At 68.8% G+C, this 15,164-nt stretch carries 18 protein-coding genes and 1 riboswitch; of the genes, 1 reads left to right on the top strand and 17 read right to left on the bottom strand.

Features of this window, described 5'->3' with window-relative positions:
* Window positions 1-2: 2 nt before the first annotated feature.
* From cobA to ABDJ40_RS13595, 16 genes are all read right to left on the bottom strand, one after another.
* Window positions 3-773 carry a uroporphyrinogen-III C-methyltransferase gene (cobA, locus tag ABDJ40_RS13670; RefSeq protein ID WP_347610559.1) on the bottom strand — a complete coding sequence of 257 codons (771 nt, stop codon included), beginning with the start codon at window positions 771-773 and terminating at the stop codon, window positions 3-5.
* Complete coding sequence (locus tag ABDJ40_RS13665; protein ID WP_347610557.1) at window positions 763-1,155, bottom strand: (2Fe-2S) ferredoxin domain-containing protein; 393 nt, start codon at window positions 1,153-1,155, stop codon at window positions 763-765. Before ABDJ40_RS13665 ends, cobA begins: the two co-directional genes overlap by 11 nt.
* Complete coding sequence (gene cobJ, locus ABDJ40_RS13660) at window positions 1,152-2,156, bottom strand: precorrin-3B C(17)-methyltransferase (protein ID WP_347610555.1); 1,005 nt, start codon at window positions 2,154-2,156, stop codon at window positions 1,152-1,154. The genes ABDJ40_RS13665 and cobJ overlap by 4 nt, the downstream gene beginning before the upstream one ends.
* On the bottom strand, window positions 2,149-2,547 hold the full coding sequence (locus ABDJ40_RS13655) for a cobalamin biosynthesis protein (protein ID WP_347610553.1): 399 nt from the start codon (window positions 2,545-2,547) through the stop codon (window positions 2,149-2,151). The genes cobJ and ABDJ40_RS13655 overlap by 8 nt, the downstream gene beginning before the upstream one ends.
* Entirely contained in the window at window positions 2,544-3,302 is a 759-nt protein-coding gene (locus ABDJ40_RS13650; RefSeq protein WP_347610551.1) for a cobalamin biosynthesis central domain-containing protein, read from the bottom strand. Before ABDJ40_RS13650 ends, ABDJ40_RS13655 begins: the two co-directional genes overlap by 4 nt.
* Window positions 3,283-4,125 carry a precorrin-2 C(20)-methyltransferase gene (gene cobI / locus ABDJ40_RS13645; RefSeq protein ID WP_347610549.1) on the bottom strand — a complete coding sequence of 281 codons (843 nt, stop codon included), beginning with the start codon at window positions 4,123-4,125 and terminating at the stop codon, window positions 3,283-3,285. The genes ABDJ40_RS13650 and cobI overlap by 20 nt, the downstream gene beginning before the upstream one ends.
* Window positions 4,115-5,434 (bottom strand): precorrin-6y C5,15-methyltransferase (decarboxylating) subunit CbiE, encoded by a 1,320-nt coding sequence (cbiE, locus tag ABDJ40_RS13640; RefSeq protein WP_347610547.1) that lies wholly within the window; start codon window positions 5,432-5,434, stop codon window positions 4,115-4,117. Before cbiE ends, cobI begins: the two co-directional genes overlap by 11 nt.
* Window positions 5,421-6,554, bottom strand: a complete 1,134-nt coding sequence (locus ABDJ40_RS13635) for a cobalt-precorrin-5B (C(1))-methyltransferase (RefSeq protein ID WP_347610545.1) — start codon at window positions 6,552-6,554, stop codon at window positions 5,421-5,423. Before ABDJ40_RS13635 ends, cbiE begins: the two co-directional genes overlap by 14 nt.
* A complete protein-coding gene (locus tag ABDJ40_RS13630) occupies window positions 6,551-7,237 on the bottom strand; it encodes a precorrin-8X methylmutase (RefSeq protein WP_347610543.1) in 687 nt (228 codons plus the stop codon). The genes ABDJ40_RS13635 and ABDJ40_RS13630 overlap by 4 nt, the downstream gene beginning before the upstream one ends.
* The gene (locus ABDJ40_RS13625) at window positions 7,234-8,154 is read right to left on the bottom strand and encodes a sirohydrochlorin chelatase (protein ID WP_347610541.1); all 921 of its coding nucleotides are present in this window, start codon (window positions 8,152-8,154) and stop codon (window positions 7,234-7,236) included. Before ABDJ40_RS13625 ends, ABDJ40_RS13630 begins: the two co-directional genes overlap by 4 nt.
* Window positions 8,151-8,966, bottom strand: a complete 816-nt coding sequence (cobM, locus tag ABDJ40_RS13620; protein WP_347610539.1) for a precorrin-4 C(11)-methyltransferase — start codon at window positions 8,964-8,966, stop codon at window positions 8,151-8,153. Before cobM ends, ABDJ40_RS13625 begins: the two co-directional genes overlap by 4 nt.
* On the bottom strand, window positions 8,963-9,604 hold the full coding sequence (locus ABDJ40_RS13615; protein WP_347610537.1) for an energy-coupling factor ABC transporter permease: 642 nt from the start codon (window positions 9,602-9,604) through the stop codon (window positions 8,963-8,965). Before ABDJ40_RS13615 ends, cobM begins: the two co-directional genes overlap by 4 nt.
* Window positions 9,605-9,902: 298 nt before the next feature.
* A riboswitch (cobalamin riboswitch) is annotated at window positions 9,903-10,124 on the bottom strand.
* A gap of 190 nt (window positions 10,125-10,314) precedes the next feature.
* On the bottom strand, window positions 10,315-11,199 hold the full coding sequence (locus tag ABDJ40_RS13610) for a hypothetical protein (RefSeq protein ID WP_347610535.1): 885 nt from the start codon (window positions 11,197-11,199) through the stop codon (window positions 10,315-10,317).
* A gap of 470 nt (window positions 11,200-11,669) precedes the next feature.
* The gene (locus ABDJ40_RS13605; RefSeq protein ID WP_347610533.1) at window positions 11,670-12,575 is read right to left on the bottom strand and encodes an HD-GYP domain-containing protein; all 906 of its coding nucleotides are present in this window, start codon (window positions 12,573-12,575) and stop codon (window positions 11,670-11,672) included.
* Between the two features lie 72 nt (window positions 12,576-12,647).
* Window positions 12,648-13,130 (bottom strand): nuclear transport factor 2 family protein, encoded by a 483-nt coding sequence (locus ABDJ40_RS13600; protein WP_347610531.1) that lies wholly within the window; start codon window positions 13,128-13,130, stop codon window positions 12,648-12,650.
* A gap of 55 nt (window positions 13,131-13,185) precedes the next feature.
* The gene (locus ABDJ40_RS13595) at window positions 13,186-13,734 is read right to left on the bottom strand and encodes a carboxymuconolactone decarboxylase family protein (protein ID WP_347610529.1); all 549 of its coding nucleotides are present in this window, start codon (window positions 13,732-13,734) and stop codon (window positions 13,186-13,188) included.
* A gap of 138 nt (window positions 13,735-13,872) precedes the next feature.
* Here ABDJ40_RS13595 and ABDJ40_RS13590 point away from each other — a divergent pair, with 138 nt between their 5' ends.
* On the top strand, window positions 13,873-14,778 hold the full coding sequence (locus ABDJ40_RS13590) for a LysR family transcriptional regulator (protein ID WP_347611071.1): 906 nt from the start codon (window positions 13,873-13,875) through the stop codon (window positions 14,776-14,778).
* Window positions 14,779-14,791: 13 nt separating this feature from the next.
* Here ABDJ40_RS13590 and ABDJ40_RS13585 read toward each other — a convergent pair whose 3' ends face one another.
* Entirely contained in the window at window positions 14,792-15,133 is a 342-nt protein-coding gene (locus tag ABDJ40_RS13585; RefSeq protein ID WP_347610527.1) for a hypothetical protein, read from the bottom strand.
* Window positions 15,134-15,164 lie beyond the last annotated feature (31 nt).

Genomic DNA, 15,164 nt, shown 5'->3' with positions numbered 1-15,164 from the left:
ATTTACGCACCGCCCGGCGGGCCCGGCGCGAAGTGCGGGCTCAAGGCCACCGTCTCACCCACGATGAAGAGGCCCGGCCGGCCCGCGTGGGCCGGGGCCTGCTGCATCAGCCGGTGCAGCGGGGCCGCCAGCACCTGCTGGCTGCTGCGCGTGCCGTCGATCACGGCCGCGGCCGGGGTGGCGGGGTCCAGTCCGTGCCAGATCAGCGCCTGGGCTATGGACGTCAGGCGTGCCAGGCCCATGTAGAACACGCGGGTCTGGTGCGGCCGGGCCAGGCTGGACCAGTCCAGGCCGGGGCTGCCCTCGGCCAGGTGGCCGGGCAGGAAGACGCAGGCCTGCGCCACGTCGCGGTGGGTGAGGGGAATGCCCGCCGCCGCGGCACAGCCGTTGGCCGCGCTGATGCCTGGCACGATCTCGAAGGCCAGGCCGGCCTCGGCCAAGGCCTGGGCCTCCTCGCCGCCACGGCCGAAGACATGGGGATCTCCGCCCTTGAGCCGCAGCACGCGCCGCCCGCGCCGGGCCTCGCGGATCAGCACCTCATGGATCTGTGCCTGGCTCATCACATGGTGGCCGGAGGCCTTGCCCACGTAGATGCGCTCGGCCGTCGCCGGCAGCAGCGCCAGCACCTCGGCAGCGATCAGGCGGTCATGCACCGCCACCTCGGCGCGCTGGATGCGGTCCAGCGCACGCAGGGTGAGCAGATCAGCCGGCCCGGGGCCTGCCCCCACGATGGAGACCAGGCCTGCGTGCAGGTCCTCGCGCTCAGCAGCCATGGCCCTCTTCCGCGCAGGCCGGGGCAGAGGCCTCGCACAGCTCCACGCTGGGTCCGCGGTGGAACACCAGCTCGTCCACCGGCCGGCCACCCAGGAGGTGCTCCTCGATGATGCGGTCCATATTCTCGGGCGTGACCTGGCAGTACCAGATGCCCTCGGGCTGCACGCAGACGATGGGGCCGCCCTTGCAGGCCGCGAAGCAGCTCACGCGGCTGCGCTTGACCCGCAAGTCGCCGGCGTTGAGGCCGGCGGCCTTGAACTTGTCGCCCAGGCTGTCGAACAGTGCCTGCGACTGGCCGTCCTCGCTGCAGCGAGAGCCCGTGCAGATCAGGAGGTGACGGCGGTAGGGCGCGATGCTGGGCTTCTCGAGCGTGCTGCTCATGGCTGGGTCTCCAGGTTCGAGGGCATGGCCTGGCCCGATGCGGCGTCCCGCAGGGCCGCCAGGATGTAGTCCGCGGGCAGGCGGTAGCGTAGCGCCAGCGCCTGCGCCGTCGCACCGGCCGCGTGCTCCTGGGCCAGGGTCTGCAGCCAGCCCTCCAGGCCGCTGGAGAGCGAGCGGCCGGCGCGTTCGCCCTCGCGGGTGATGCCGCCTTCGTCCAGCTCGTATTTGTTGGCGTAGCCGCGCGGCGTCACCATCAGCCCATGGCGCATGAAGGTGTGGCTGTTGCCGATCAGCACGGTGCTGAGCATGCCGATGTCGGCCTCGCCCATGTCGGCCAGGGTGCACAGCTCGATGTGCTGACGGCGGCGGTAGGCGCTTTTGACGATGGCCACCGGGGTGCCCGGCCGGCGATGGCGCAGGAACAGCCGCTGGGCCTCGACGATCTGGCGGGTGCGGCGGCCGCTCTTGGGGTTGTAGAGCGCGGTCACGAAGTCCGACGCAGCGGCGGCCTCCAGGCGGCGGGCGATGGCGGGCCAGGGCGTGAGCAGATCGCTGAGGGAGATGGCGCAGAAGTCATGAGTCAGCGGCGCGCCCACCAGCGCGGCGCAGGCATTGAGGGCCGAGGCGCCGGGCACGATCTCGACCTCCACCGGGTCTTCCGGCGTCCAGCCGGCCTGGAACAGCACCTCGTAGGTCGGCCCGGCCATGCCGTAGACGCCGGCGTCCCCGCTGGAGATCAGCGCCACGGTCTTGCCCTGGCGCGCGGCCTCCAGGGCGCTGACGGCGCGGTCCAGCTCCTCGGTCATGCCCTTTCGCACCACTTCCTTGCCTTCCAGCAGTGGCGCCACCAGCTTGATGTAGGTGACGTAGCCCACTACCACATCGGCCTCGGCGATGGCCTCGCGGGCCCGCTGTGTCATGTGGGCCTCGCTGCCGGGGCCGATGCCCACCAGGGTGATCTTGCCGCTGCGGCGGCCGGGGGGCGTTTCGTTCTCAATCATGGGACATCCTTGCGATGGAGACCGTGGCGTTGCGCCCATCGGTCCCCTGGTGTTTGAGCTTCTCGACCAGCAGGGCGCTGGCCGTGGCCCTGGCGGCCAGCAGGGCTGCGGCCTCGCTGACCGAGGGCGTGCCCGTGTGGCGGCGCACGGTTTCGGAAGGGTGGGGCACGGGCACGCGAGCCAGCTCCTGAGGCGCATAGAAGTGCAAGCGCCAGCCCTGTGCGTCTGCCAGCGCCAGCAGGCCTGCCTCGTCACCCTTCAGCGTGATGCTGGCGGCCGCGGCCACGTCCTGCCAGCCCGCTCCGCAGCGGGCCAGGGCCAGTGCCACCGCCTGGTGCAGGGTGGCCTGTGAGGTGCCGCGGTCGCAGCCCAGCCCGAGCGCGATCTTCATGTGGCCTCCTGCGGGGGACGGTAGACCACCAGCCGCTCCCCCAGCGCTTGCCAGTGCTCGGTGCTGACAGGCGCATGGGTGATCCACAGCAGCGCCTGGAAGCGCGCCGTGTCCACCGCATCGAAGCGGTCAAAGCAATGAATGTTGGGCGGCAGCGGGGTCGGCCGCGTCCACCAGTGCGGGCTGCCGGCCTCCTGGACCAGGGCCACCGGCTCACCGTTGACCACGGCGGCCGAGACACGGGTGATGTTGATCTTGGGCGCCTCCACCCGCCAGCCCAGCTCGCGCCCGAGGATGTCCACGGGAATGGTCTGGCCGACGTCCGAGGCGGTGGTCAGCACGGGCTGCGCATCCAGCAGCAGGGCCAGCTGCTCGGCCATGGCATTGGCACCGCCCACATGGCCGGACAGCACGGGGATGACGAATTGCGCGGCATCGTCGACCACCAGCACGCCCGGGTCCTCGTCCTTGCTGCGCAGGTGCGGAGCGATCAGGCGCACCACCGCCCCCAGCGACACGAAGAAGACGATCTGGTCATAGGCCGCGAACAGGCCGGCGATCTCGTCCCTGAACGCGCCGTCATAGCAATGCCGGGCGTTGGGCAGGCCGTCCAGTGCCTCGGCGAATTTGACAGCCACGCACAGCTCGGCATGGGGCAGGGCGCGCGCCAGCCGAGCCGCCAGGCCCGCGCCGTGGCGGGTGATGGCGACCAGGGCCACGCGCGATGGCATCAGCTCAGGAGGGGCAGGATTCATCGAGGGTCCGGGGAGGAGTCAGGGGATGGGCAGGGGCCGCGAGCGGCTTCTTCAGACAGCCACGCAGGCGTTCGCCGCGCTGGCGCAGGGGGCTGCTCACCAGCATCAGCGAGAGGTAGCTGAGCTTGCTGCCGCGCAGGGCCAGCAGCTGCTCGCCGCGGAAGATGCGCTCGTCCGGCGCGCCGCAGCGTTCGATGAGGCAGGCCCGGTCCAGCAGGCCGCGCGCCAGCAGCCAATCCAGCAGCGCGTCAATCAGGGGCTTGACCTTCAGCAGCACCAGCGTGTCGAACTCCGGCAGCAGGCGGTCCAGGGCGCCGACGCCATAGGCGGCGGGCACGATGGCCACGGTGTCGTCCTGCTCGGCCAGGGGCTGGGCCAGGGTCGCGCAGGCAGCGGTAAAGGCGTTCACACCGGCCGTCACCTCGATGGCCACGGTGGGATCGAGGGCCCGCAGCGTGCGCGCCAGATGCCCGAAGGTGGCGTAGGTGCTGGCATCGCCCTCCACCAGGAAAAGCACGTCCCGGCCGGCCTGCAGCTGGGGCAGCACCCAGTCCGCGGCACGCTGCCAGCTGCGCGCCAGCTTCTCGGCGTCATAGCTCATCGGAAAGAGCAGGGCCTGATGCAGGGCGGGCGTCGGTAGGCCGGCACGCAGGACGATGTCCAGCGCATAGCTGGCACTCTTGCCGCTGCGCACCGGATAGACCCAGACCGCGTCCCGCCGCTGCAGCAGCGCCCAGGCCTGGCGGGTGATCAGGCCGGGATCGCCAGGTCCCAGGCTCACGCCATGCAGCGTGCCGCGGGGGCTCACGAGCTCAGGCGTCATGGCGGCGCTCCTCCTTGGCCATGGGGGCCTGGGCGGAGACGATCCACACCGGGTTCTCGGCGGCCATGCGGTGCATGTGGAGGATGGGCTTGCTGCGCGCCGCCTGCAGCTGCAGCACGTCCCAGTCCACGCCCAGCGAGGCCAGGGTCTGCGTGGCGGTGGCGAGGTTCTCGAGGGTCACGAAGTTCATCACCAGCCAGCCGCCAGGGCGCAGCCGGGCCATCACGAGACGGATCAGGCCGTCCAGCTCACCGCCTGAGCCACCGATGAAGACGGCATCCGGATCCGGCCAGGCATCCAGCGGCTCCGGTGCCTTGCCCAGCAGCAGGGTGTGATTGCTCAAGCCGGCCGCACGCTGGTTCAGCCGGGCAATGGCCAGGTCCTGCTCGTTCTTCTCGATGGCCCAGACGTGGCCGCGCGGGCACAGACGTGCGGCTTCGAGTCCCACGGACCCGCTGCCCGCGCCGATGTCCCAGACCCGGCTGTCGGCCCGCAGCTGCAGGCGCGCCAGGGAGACCGCGCGCACCTCCTGCTTGGTAATCAGGCCCTTCTCGGGATGACGCTGGGCGTAGTGGGCATCCGGCAGCCCGAAAAGTGTGGGCCATGGCCGGGGCCGCACCCGCCACAGCAGCAGCACATTGGGGTCGGCGAAGCGGCGGTCGGCGGCCTCGCCCGGCTGCAGGTCCGCGTGGATGCGCTCCTGCGGCGTGCACAGGCATTCGGCCACGGACAGCTGGAAGTCCTCGCCCATGCCTTCGGCCAGCAGCAGCCGGGCGACACGGTCCGGCGTGTTGGCGGGGCTCGTCAGCACCAGCAGGCGGTCGTGCTCGCGCAGGGCCTGGGCCAGGGCATGGAGCCCGTGATCGGGCGGAGCGCCGGGCTGCCACTCGCCAGCATCCTGGGCATGGATGGACAGAATGCGCGCGTCCTGCCAGGCCAGGCCCAGGCGGGCGCAGGCCAGCTGCAGGGTCGAGACATTGGGCAGCACCTCGATGGCCGAGAGACACAGGCGCGCAGCCAGATAGCCTGCGATGCCATGGCACAAGGGATCGCCGGTGGCCAGCAGGACCACGGGCAGCTGGGCCTCGCGGGCCTCGCGTATCCATTCGGGCACCTGGGTCAGCGGCCCCTGCAGGGCGTGGCAGCGGGCCTCGGGGGCGATCTCGTCGGCGAACAGGGCCAGGGTGCGCGGCGCCCCGATGACGACGCGGGCGCGGCGCAGATGGGCCAGCGCCAGCGCTCCGAGGCTGGCGGCGCCGTCGTCCAGGACGCCGATGACGCGGCAGGGTTGGGGGTCAGACAGGTGCATGGGTCGAACAGGCCTCGGCAATCTTCTGGCCGTCGAAATCGCAGACCAGCACGCGCAGCCGGAAGCGGCTGCCATAGCGCTCCGGGGCGCACAGGGTGCTGATCACCTTGCGCGCCAGGGCGTCGTGAAATTCATTGAGCAGACCCAGGGCCTGCATGCGCTCGGCGGCAAAGCGCGCGGTGATATTGGCCGCGATGGCGGCGCATTCGTCGGCCGGCGCGCCGATGCTGGCGGCCAGCTCGGCCAGCAGGCCGGTGTCCACCTCGGCGCGATTGGCGTGGGTGATGGTCTCGCCCTGGGCGATCTTGGTGAGCTTGCCCACCATGCCTCCGATGACGACTTCGCGCAGCCCTTCTTCAACCGCGGTGTCCAGGGCATAGCGCAGGAAGTCGCCCATCTGCACGAAGCAGGCCTGCGGCAGGCCCGCGCACTCGCGCATGGCGAACTGCTCGGTGCGGCCGCCGGTGGTCAGCACGACCACGCTGTGCCCGCTGCACTTGCCGACGGTGGCGGCCACCTGCACCCCCTGGACCACGCTGGCGCGGTAGGCCGCGGTGGAATAGGGCTTGACGATGCCCGTGGTGCCCAGGATGGAAATGCCGCCCAGGATGCCCAGGCGGGCGTTGAGCGTCTTGCGCGCCATCTCCACGCCCTGGGGCACGGAGATGGTGACCTCCAAGCCGGCATCGTCCAGCAGCGGCGCCCCGGCTTCGCGGACGTTCTCCTCGATGTTGCGCCGCGGCACCGGGTTGATGGCCGGCCCGCCGACCTCCAGGCCCAGGCCCGCCATGGTGACGGTGCCAACGCCGGTACCGCCACGCAGCAGCACTTCACCCGGACGGTCCCGCAGCAGGCGCACGTCGGCGGTGAGCCGGGCCTTGTCCGTGCAGTCCGGGTCGTCCCCGGCGTCCTTGACGACCACGGCATGGGCGGCCTCGGCGTCGCAGCGGCCGTCGATCACCTCGAAGCAGATCAGCTGGCCCTTGGGCAGGCGTGCCTCCACGCGCGCCGGGACGCTGCCCCGCACCAGCCCCAGCACCGCAGCCCTGGCCGCCGCGGCCGAGCAGGCCCCGGTGGTGAAGCCAGTGCGCGTGCCGCGCTGGCTCGTCTTGTCCATCATGGATGGCTCCGGGGCGCCTGCTGGCGCGTCTCCGCCAGGGCCAGCAGGGCATGCAGCGCCGCCACAACGAGGGTGGAACCGCCCTTGCGCCCGCGGATGGCGATCCACGGCACGCGCTGCTCCTGAGCCAGCAGGGCCTTGGACTCGGCCGCCGAGACAAAGCCCACCGGCATGCCTACCACCAGGGCCGGCCGCACACCTTGCTCCTGTATCAGGCGCAGCAGCTCCAGCAGGGCCGTGGGCGCATTGCCGATGCCCACGATGGCTCCCTCCAGCAGCCCCTGCCGGTGGGCCTTGCGCATGGCCTGCACGGCGCGGGTGCTGTCTTGTTCGCGTGCGGCCTGGATCACATCGGCATCGCTGATGAACTGGTGGCAGCGCATGCCGAAGTGCGCCAGGCGCGGCGCGGAGAGGCCGGAGCAGATCATCTCCACGTCGGCCACCACCGGCGTGCCGCCGCGCAGCATGGCGGCGACCCCAGCCTCGACCGCCTGCGGGTGGAACTCGGTCAGGCCGTTGAACTCGAAGTCGGCATTGGCATGGATCATCCGGCGCACGACGGGCCATTGCCCGGGCTCGTAGGCGTGAGGGCCGACCTCGGCATCGATGATGGCGAAGCTGTCGTGCTCGATGGCCTGCCCGGCACGGGTCAGCTGCTCGGTGACCGTGTTGAGGCTGCTCATGCGGGCTCCGCGGCGGGCTCATGTCCATGCGCGTGCCCATGCACATGCACAGGGGCCTGCGCCGCCGCCGGGCCGTGCGTGTGCTCGTGCGAATGACCATGGCCCAGTTCGTGGGCGATCTCGCGGTACTTGCAGCCATCGCAGGACAGGCGGCTGTCGGGCAGGCCCGCCAGCAGATCCGCCACCCGCTGCTCCAGCAGCTGGAAAATTTCCGGCTCGAAGCCGAAGTGGGTGCCGCATTCGAAGCGCAGCTGCGGATACTGCCCGCGCAGGTGCGCCACCTGGCGCTGGATGCGCTGCATCAGGGTGCCGGTGTAGAGGTAGTAGGGCAGCACCACGATCTGGCGCAGGCCGATCAGGGCCTGACGCTGCACCACACGCTCCAAGCGGGGCCAGGTGATGCCGGTGAAGGCCAGCTCCACCAGCTCATGCTCGCCGGACTCCTGCAGCCAGCGCGCCATCTTGGCCATCTCGCCATTGGCGGCTCGATCCGAGGAGCCGCGACCCAACAGGATCACGCCGGTGCCACGCGGGTCCGGCATGTCCAGCGCCGCCATGGCCTGCTTCAGACGCCGCTGCAAGATCTTCAGGATGGGGTCGCAGGCCGTGAGGTGGGGGGCGTAGAGAAAGTCCACGCCTGGAGCATGGGCCCGCGCGTGCTCGATGGCCTCGGGGATCTCCATCTTCACGTGCCCGGCGGCATTGAGGATCAGTGGCAGGACCAGCACGCGCCGCGCGCCAGCCGCCGCCTGCAGCAGGCCGTCGTGCAGGGACGGAGGCGCGAACTCGATGAAGCAGACCTCAATGCGCCAGCCCGGCTGCCGGGCCTGCCATTGGCGGACAAAGGCGTGGATCTCGGCATTGCCGGCGGGCTCGCGCGAGCCATGGCCCACGAGCAGGAGGGTGGTGTCGTTCATGCGGACTCCGTGGGCACGCTGGCGCGCCGGTAGCGATGGGTGAAGCTGGGGTCGTACAGCTTGGAACGTGCCAGGTCTGGCCACTGACGCGCGCCCAGGGTGGGGCTGGCGATCACCATGGCCTGGCTGACGATGCCGGCCTCGCGGCACAGGGACTTGATCGTTGCCACCGTGCCGCGCAGGACCCGCTGATGCCCCGGCCAACTGGCCTTGTGGACCACCAGCATGGGCGCGTCCGAGGGCCAGCCGGCCTCCTGCAGCGCGGCTTCGACCTTGTGCAGCAGGGTGATGGAAAGAAAGATGCACAGCGTGCTTCGATGGCGGGCCAGCTCCACCAGGCTCTCGCCCGCCGGCATGGGCGTGCGGCCCTCCACGCGCGTGAAGATCACCGTCTGGGTGACCTCGGGCAGGGTCAGGCTTTCCACAGCCGCGGCCGCCGACGCCATGGCCGAGGACACCCCTGGCACCACCTCGATGGCCACGCCAGCGGCATCCAGGGGCTGCACCAGTTCGATCAGGGCCCCGTACAGCGCGGGATCGCCCGTCTGCAGGCGCACGACGGTGGCGTGCTGCCGGGACTGCTCGATCAGCCACTCCGACATCTGCTCCAGCGTCATGTCCTTGGAGTCACGCAGGACGCAACCCGCCGGGGCCCAGCGCGTGGCGGCCTCGTCGACCAGGGACCCGGCATAGAGGATGGCGCCGGCGCGGGCGATGAGATCCCGGCCGCGCACGGTGATCAGGTCCGGCGAGCCTGGTCCGGCGCCGACGAAGAACACCGCGCCCGGCATCTGCTGTGGCGCGCGGTTCATGCGCCGGCGCTGATGCGTTCATCGCAGCACAGGCGCACCAGGGCATCCCGGCGCCGTGCCAGGGCCTGTGCGCCGCGTACCAGCAGCCCGCTCAGCAGCGGCTCGGCCAGCGCCACCGTGACGTAGGACGCGGCAAACATCGCCCAATCCTGCAACGCCGTGCTGGTCTGCCCGTTGGCCAGCCAAAAGCCCACCATCAGGGTGACCCCCGCGTAGTAAGTGGCATCGAGCTGCAGGAGGAAGCGGCGGCTCAGGGGCCGGTCGCGGCGTCCCAGCAACTGATGGGTGAGCAGCAGCGGCACCATCAGCGAAAGGGCGTTGACCGCCAGATGGACCAGGTCCAGCGGCTCGAACAGCAGCCCCTGCACCAGCAGACCCAGGCCGAAGCCGAACAGGGTGGGCACCAGGCCGCACAGCAGATAGATGGGCATGGCCCCCACGAAATGCAGCTCGGACGGCCCGACCTTCAGGTGGACGAGCTGCATGCAGGCGGTGAAAAAGAGTGCTGCAAGCACGCTGCGCAGCACCAGGACCGGCTGGCGAAGCAGGGCAGGGGCGTGGTGCGCCAGCAGCAGGGCGGCGGCGCCATTGGCGAAGAGCAGCTTGGCGGGCGCCAGCAGGCCGGGTTCGATATGCATGGGGACTTCCAATCGGGTGTGTGAAGGCGCGGGCGCACGGCAGCAGCGCCGCAGCCCGTTCGAGATGAAGACGGATTCAGGCCTGCGCTGACCCGAAAAGGTCAGCACATGGCCAGTTGGCTCAGCAGCCAGCGCCTGGGGTCAGGGGGAACGAAGCATGACAAACCCTCCGGCCTGCACGCCCCGTGCAGGATTGAAGCCAGGAATCGCCGAGTGAGGGAGGAGGAGGGGTGTGGCACGATCCGGCGGCAAGCCGGGCGCGCAAACAGCCCGAGCCGCCCACCGCAGCATCAGCACCAAAACACTGCGGGCCGGTCTCCGGGCTTGCAAGTCCGGAGTATCGAACTCCGGCAGGCCGCTCCTTCCCGGACCGGAGTCCAGTGGATTCAAGCGCAGCCCTGACCTTGCTTACCGTTGCGGGGGCAGCGTTGGCATTGCGGGCTCCTGGGCGGAGCGCCGCGCACCAACTTCCCGTTTCACCAGGCCGGTCCGGACGGACCACCTGGCACCTTCAGTGTGCGGCCGCAGTATACGTGCGCTGGCCGCCTTCCACGGCCTAGCGCAGCCGGCGGGCCGCTCGTCATCGCATGAAGCGGGCGATGGGCGCCCGGGCGATGTCATGAACACGACTGTTGTTGAGGCGAGGCAAGGCCAGGGGGATCTGAAGGCGAGGAACTGGCTGAGTCGGCCCTGCTGGCCGTGGCCGTGCGCTACGGCGCCATCTTCCAGATACGCTTCTGACTGTCAATGAGCCAGACAGCGTCGGTCTCTGACACGGAAATCCCCAGAAGGTTCGTGACACCGGACGGCAATACCTTTGTTTCCCAAGTTCCGTTATTCCAAGCCGGACTGCCTAACGTGTATTTGGCCAGTTGATCCTGGCCATTGCCTTGCGAGGTGACGACCCAAACGGTGTTCTTGCCAGCCGCCAGGAGGCGCACGCCACTGGGCGCGGCCGCGCCACCAGCGATCAGGCAAAGCCCTCGAGAAACGCAGCCATAAGCCGCTCGCAGAGTTTCGATCCACAAAACAGGGCGTTGAGCCGCTCCAGCAGCTCCAGCGGGGACCGACATTGCACTGCTTGTTGCTCCATACGACGTCCAGCCTGGTGATGATCCACACCCTCCCAAACTTTGATAAACAGTATTGGAGGCATCACCTTTCTTGGTGGCAAAAAAGCTGGAACCCCGCCCGCTCGCCACGTTGATCGGACCAAAATCGCACGAGGGCGATAGGGTGGCGTTGTAAGTGGGGAGCGCCGGACCGACGGGGCTGAAGTTCTGGGCCACCGACCAGTACTTTCCGTCAGCATCGACGACGCCCCATCTCAATCCATCGTAGGAGGTGATTGAAACCGCATTCGGTGTGGGCCAGCCCGGCGTTGGGGTGAGCCGATCCCAGGAACCGGCTGCGCCCGAGACGTAAAAGGCGCCGTCGGTCCCGACAAGCACGGCGCCTTTGTCTCCCGCCGCGGCGATTGCTTTGGCAGCCCCCGGCATCTGTTGCCACTGTTGCGCATAGGCCTGTGAAACAGGCAGCAGCATGGCCACCGCAGACACGGCTGTGACTTTGACTCTGCTGAGAAGGGAAGTCATGTCATTCCTTCACGTAGGGGCTTGAACTGCCTGTCCGTTGAATAAGTGGCCGTCGTCAGGGGAGATAAAAGCGGCTCTCCATGACATGCGGTTCAAATATATAAACTGCCAGACCAGATATCAGCCAGTTCTGCTCGGCGATAACGGCGGCGTGATATCTGACAATCTCTACAGTACGGCAGGAATCATCGAATGAAGATTCCCGTCATGCAGCCAGGCCACGGTGCTCGCGAACAGTACAAGGGAATGCAGCGGGTTTGAAAGGACGCCTCGAATTCGCGAGCGCTTACATCTTACGAACGTAGTCACGATATCTACAGCCGCTATCCCTATCTGATACTGCGTTGAGTGCCTGGCTGCAGTTGCCCTGCCAGATTCGAATCATGAGAGGTGCCCGGCCTCGATGGCGGGGCCGCGTTGCCAGGCCGGGGCGTCCGGCGTGCGAAGGAAATCGAGGGTCAGGCTGTGCGTCAACTGCCGACCATCGCATCCGCCCAGTCGAGCACCAGCGCCTCGATCTGCGCGCGGTCCAGGGCGGGCTCCAGCTCCTCTGCCTCGGCATAGGTGCCCGTGGGCAGGGCCTGAAGGCCCTGCTCGGCATCAGTCCAGGTGAAGCGCGCCGTGCAGGCAGGGCAGCCCAGGTGATGTCCGGCGCGCGCGCTGCGCGTGCGAACCAGCGTCGGGCCGCAGACCGGGCAGTGCTGCAGCGGGATGCCATCATCGCTGTGACCGACGATGCCATCGAAGGCGCCATCCCGCCCCATGCGCAGGAACGTGGTCCCCAGCGCCAGATCGAACTGCTTCCCCAGCTCGGACTCGATGATGTCCAGGGCCTTGGCGATGGGCATGCCGGCGCGGTACGGCCGTGTGCTCGTCATGGCATCGAACGCGTCGCAAAGGCCTACCAGCCGGGCGTCGCGGGGAATCTCCTCGCCGGCGAGTCCCATGGGATAGCCCCGGCCGTTGGGCATTTCGTGGTGATGGTGGATCACACCGACGACCAGTTCCGCCATCGGATGGCCCGACAGCATGCGTGCCCCCACACGCGGATGCGTCTTGATGACGGCGAATTCCTCGTCGGTCAGCCGCCCCGGCTTGCGCAGGATGGCATCGGGAATCCCCACCTTGCCCAGGTCGTGCAGAAAGCCGGCCATCGCGATGCGGCTGGCTTCGCGCGGCGTGCTGCCCGATTCCAGTGCCAGTGCATGGGCCATGCGCGCCACGCGCCAGAGGTGCCCACCGGTGTAGGGGTCGCGTGCCTCGACCATCCAGGCCGAGACCAGCAGGCTGGCCAGCAAGGCCTGACGCTGGGTCGCCAGCTCCTGGCGCAGGCCCTGTACTTCATCACTCAGTGCTTGCGGTTCAGAAGTCGTCATGTCGTGTCTTGTGATGTCAGTGGGCCGGCTCGGGCCCGCAAGAAAGCTCATCTCGAGCTCGGAAGGGACGTTTCAAAGGCCCAGTTCACTGAGGCCCGGATGCTCGGCCGGGCGGGGCCCCTGCGGCCAGTGGAACAGACGTTCGTGCGCCTGGATGGGCTTGTCGTTGATGCTGGCATGGCGCACCGCCATGTAGCCGTCGGCGTCGAATTCCCAGTTCTCATTGCCATAGGAGCGGAACCAGTTGCCGGCGTCGTCATGCCACTCGTAGGCGAAGCGCACGGCGATCCGGTGGCCATCGTGCGCCCACAGTTCCTTGATGAGCCGATAGTCCAGTTCGCGGGCCCACTTGCGTTCGAGCAGTTGCCGGATCTGCTCGCGGCCGCGCGGGAACTCGCTGCGGTTGCGCCAGCGGCTGTCCGGCGTGTAGGCCAGGGCCACGCGCTGCGGATCGCGCGTGTTCCATGCATCTTCGGCCATGCGGACCTTCTGCGTGGCGGCCTCCCGGGTGAAGGGCGGCAAAGGAGGGCGTGGGGTTTCGAGGGGCGTGTTCATGAGGGCAGCACGTTGACGTTGGCGAGACAGGAGCGGCCGAGCCGCCCCCAGAACTTCAGGCGGTCTGCCGAGCGGCGACCAGCGGGAAGTCGACGTCGGTCTGCGCCACGTTGTTGACATAGTTGGTCAGCACGTTGAGCGCCACGTTCAACACGATCTCCACGACGGCCGACTCGTCGAAGTCAGCGGCGCGCAAGGCAGCCAGGTCGGCATCCGACACCCGGCCGCGCGACTCGGCCACGCGACGGGCGAAGTGCAGGGCGGCGGCGGTGCGGGCATCGTCCGAGCGGCCGTCGCGGGCAGCATCGATCTCACGGGCGCCGATCTTGGCGACATGCGTGGCCAGGTAGCTGTGTGCCGACAGGCAGTAATCGCAGCCATTGAACTCGGCAGTGGTCAATGCGATGCGCTCGCGCAGCTGCACGCTCAGCTTGCCCTTGGCCAGCGCGCCATTCAGCGACAGGTAGCCTTCCAGGCCCGCCGGGCTTTGGCCCAGCAGCTTCATCAGATTGGGCAGGACGCCCAGCTGCTTTTCGACGGCGGCCAGCAGGGGCTTGGCGGCTTCGAGGGATTGGTCGACGGTGGGGATGCTGAGACGGGACATGGTCAAGACTCCGTGATGCTGTGGGGTGAATCGGCTTGGCATTCGCTGCTTGTTCGGCGAATGACTGAACTGTCGTTGAATCGGTCGGCGAATAGAATCACCGCAAATAGCAATGCACCGTTACGCACGGAGGAACAGTTGGACAAACTGCATCTCATCAATGTCTTTGTGGCGGTCGTCGATGCCAGCGGATTCGCCGGAGCGGCGCGCAAGCTGGGCATCTCGCCGCCGGCCGTCACCCGGGCCATCAGCGAGCTGGAGGCGCACCTGGGTGCCCGCCTGCTGACCCGCACCACGCGGGTCGTGCGGGTGACCGAGGCCGGCGCACGCTATGTGGAGGACTGCCGTCGCATCCTGGCCGAGCTGGCTGAAGCAGACGAGTCGGTCAGCGGCCTGCATGGCGCGCCGCGCGGTCGGCTGACCGTCACCGCGCCCGTGCTTTTCGGGGCCTTGCATGTGACGCCGGTCATGACCGAGTACCTGCAGCGTTATCCCGAGGTCACTGCCTCCTGCTGGTTCCTGGACCGGGTGGTGAATCTGACCGATGAAGGGGTGGACGTGGCCGTGCGCATCGGCGAGCTGCCGGACTCGTCGCTGCAGGCCGTGCGCGTCGGGAGCGTGCGCCGCGTCATCTGCGGCGCGCCGGCCTATCTGGCCGCGCATGGCGAGCCCCGGCAGCCCGAGGACTTGCTCGGCCACACCCTGATCTCGGCCAATGCCGTCACGCCGACGCCGGAGTGGCGCTTCAAGGTGGAGGGGGAGGTGAGGGCGGTGAGGCTCGCACCGCGCATGCAGACCACCACCAATGATTCGGCCATTGCGGCCGCGGTGGGCGGCTTCGGACTGACGCGACTGATGTCCTACCAGGTCGACGGCCTGGTACGAAGCGGTGCACTGCAGCGGGTGTTGGAGCCGTTCGAGCTGGCGGCCCTCCCGGTGCATCTGGTGCACCGGGAGGGCCGCCACGCCTCGCACAAGGCGCGGGCGGTCAGCGATCTGGCCGTGGAGCGGCTGCGCGAGCGGCTGGCGCCGCTCGGTGGATGAAGGAGCTGGCGGCTCAGGCCGTCTTGCTGACGATCAGGTTGCAGACTTGCTCGTGGATATCCTGCAAGTCCTGCGGCGCCTGCGAGAAGTTCATCTTCTGGTCCATGCGTACGCGCGCATCGGCCAGGGCCGCCTTGCTCGGGCGGTCCCATTGCGGGCCCAGCAGTCCCTTCATGATGACGGTGGCATGGTGCTCGGCCTGCTCATCGCTGAGCGGCTTGCCCAGCAGCGCGGCGCCGCGCTTGAGCGTCTCGCCGTGAATGGTGACGAAGCAGCCGAGCATCGCGTCGCGTGCCTCGACCGGGGTGATGGCTGCGTCGGAACGGGCCTTGGCGAGCATGTGCTTGATGTGCATGGGGGGACTCCTGGGCTTGAGGCGGGACGAG

Origin of the sequence: Roseateles flavus, from assembly GCF_039872765.1 — a bacterium.
Classification (GTDB): domain Bacteria; phylum Pseudomonadota; class Gammaproteobacteria; order Burkholderiales; family Burkholderiaceae_C; genus Roseateles_B; species Roseateles_B flavus.
This window is presented reverse-complemented; position numbering and strand designations above follow the sequence as displayed.